This is a genomic window from Pseudoalteromonas sp. BSi20480 (assembly GCF_000241365.1).
GTDB classification, from domain to species: domain Bacteria; phylum Pseudomonadota; class Gammaproteobacteria; order Enterobacterales; family Alteromonadaceae; genus Pseudoalteromonas; species Pseudoalteromonas marina.
In genome coordinates this window covers 1-312 of record NZ_BADX01000004.1, presented here as the reverse complement: position 1 = coordinate 312, position 312 = coordinate 1, and the positions used below count along the sequence as shown (strand labels likewise).

The following is a 312-nucleotide window of genomic DNA, read 5'->3' as shown; positions in this document are numbered from 1 at the left end:
GTAAAGAGAACAACACTTATTGTTTGGGTCTGTAGCTCAGCTGGTTAGAGCGCACCCCTGATAAGGGTGAGGTCGGTAGTTCAAATCTACTCAGACCCACCACTTCTTCACGAAGTCGGTAACTAAACAATAAGACCAGCATATGTGGGGCTATAGCTCAGCTGGGAGAGCGCCTGCCTTGCACGCAGGAGGTCAGCAGTTCGATCCTGCTTAGCTCCACCACTTTTACTTCTTAAAAATAAATATTCTTTATCGGGCAGCTAAATCGCCTGAGAATAGAGTGTGTTTAATTTTGAGAGGTTTTTGTATCTC

The 312-nt window shown here is 45.2% G+C and carries 2 tRNA genes; both read left to right on the top strand.

The window, feature by feature from the left end:
• Window positions 1–25 precede the first annotated feature (25 nt).
• Window positions 26–102, top strand: a tRNA-Ile gene (locus tag P20480_RS16790).
• A gap of 44 nt (window positions 103–146) precedes the next feature.
• Window positions 147–222, top strand: a tRNA-Ala gene (locus tag P20480_RS16795).
• Window positions 223–312: the final 90 nt, after the last annotated feature.